This window comes from Pseudomonas sp. NPDC089554, from assembly GCF_050280645.1.
GTDB lineage: Bacteria > Pseudomonadota > Gammaproteobacteria > Pseudomonadales > Pseudomonadaceae > Aquipseudomonas.
This window is the reverse complement of sequence record NZ_JBNNVR010000200.1, coordinates 1-1,467: the sequence shown is the minus strand read 5'-3', so window position 1 is coordinate 1,467 and position 1,467 is coordinate 1. Positions and strand designations below refer to the sequence as shown.

The window sequence follows — 1,467 nt, the reverse complement described above, 5'->3', positions numbered from 1 at the left end:
GTTTGAGCGCCCAGCCGCCGAGGCCTTGAAGCCGTCGCCGGACTTGTAGGACAGGCCCGTGGCATCGATATCATGGCCCTTGGCGCAACGCACCCTTGTTGATCGTCTCGATCATGTGCACCGGAATACGGATGGTGCGGGCCTGGTCGGCGATCGAACGGGTGATCGCCTGGCGAATCCACCAGGTGGCGTAGGTCGAGAACTTGTAGCCGCGACGGTATTCGAACTTGTCCACCGCCTTCATCAGGCCGATGTTGCCTTCCTGGATCAGGTCGAGGAATTGCAGGCCGCGGTTGGTGTACTTCTTGGCGATGGAAATCACCAGACGCAGGTTCGCCTCGACCATTTCCTTCTTGGCGCGGCGGGCCTTGGCCTCGCCGATGGACATGCGACGGTTGATGTCCTTGATTTCCACAACGGTCAGGCCGGTTTCGCTCTCGAGGTCCACCAGCTTCTGCTGGCAGGCGACGATGGCGGCGTCCTTCTCGGCCAGTGCGGCAGCCCACTTGGTGCTGCGCTTGGCCAGGTCACCGCTCCAGGTCTGGTCGGTTTCGTTGCCGGGGAACAGGCGCAGGAAGTCGGCGCGAGGCATGCGGGCATCACGCACGCACAGCTGCATGATGGCGCGTTCCTGGGCGCGCAGGCGCTCCAGTGCACCGCGCACGCGCTCGACCAGTACCTCGAACTGCTTGGGCACCAGCTTGATCGGCATGAACAGGTCAGCCAGGGCCTGCAGGGCCACGATGCTTTCCTTGGCACTGCGACCGCCCTTCTTCAGTACCTTGTTGGTGGCCTGAAGCTGGTCGGAGACGGCACCGAAGCGCTGGCGGGCGACTTCCGGGTCTGGGCCGCTTTCGCCCTCTTCCTCGTCGTCGCTGTCACCTTCGTTTTCTTCGTCGTCGTCGGACTCTTCCTTCTCGGCGGCGGCCTTGGTGCCTGGAACAGGCACTTCTTCGGTCGGCGAGGCGATGTTGTCGTCAGGGTCGATATAACCGCTGAGGACGTCCGACAGGCGGCCACCTTCGGTGGTGACGCGGTCGTACTCGCCGAGGATGTAGTCGACGGTGCCCGGGAAGTGGGCGATGGCGCCCATGACTTCACGGATGCCTTCCTCGATACGCTTGGCGATTTCGATCTCGCCTTCGCGGGTCAGCAGCTCGACGGTACCCATTTCACGCATGTACATGCGCACCGGGTCGGTCGTGCGGCCGATATCGGTTTCAACGGCCGCCAACGCTGCGGCGGCTTCTTCGGCTGCGGCTTCGTCGGTGTCGGCTTCCGCCAACAACAGGGCATCCGCATCCGGAGCACTCTCGAATACGTTGATCCCCATGTCGTTGATCATGCGGATGATGTCTTCCACCTGTTCAGGATCGACGCCCACGATCAGCCCCGAAGGCGAGCGTGTGCCGCCGCCGTTGGTAGCGCTGACCGTGGCGTCATCGACGACGTAGGCTTGTTTCAGTA

2 pseudogenes are annotated in these 1,467 nt (G+C 63.1%); both read right to left on the bottom strand.

From position 1 onward, the window contains the following. Positions 1-93, bottom strand: a pseudogene (locus tag ACQKPE_RS26525) (hypothetical protein); the annotation flags it as partial. A 1-nt stretch (position 94) separates the two neighbouring features. Beyond that, a pseudogene (locus ACQKPE_RS26520) lies at positions 95-1,375 on the bottom strand (sigma-70 family RNA polymerase sigma factor); the annotation flags it as partial. Between the last annotated feature and the right edge of the window lie 92 nt (positions 1,376-1,467).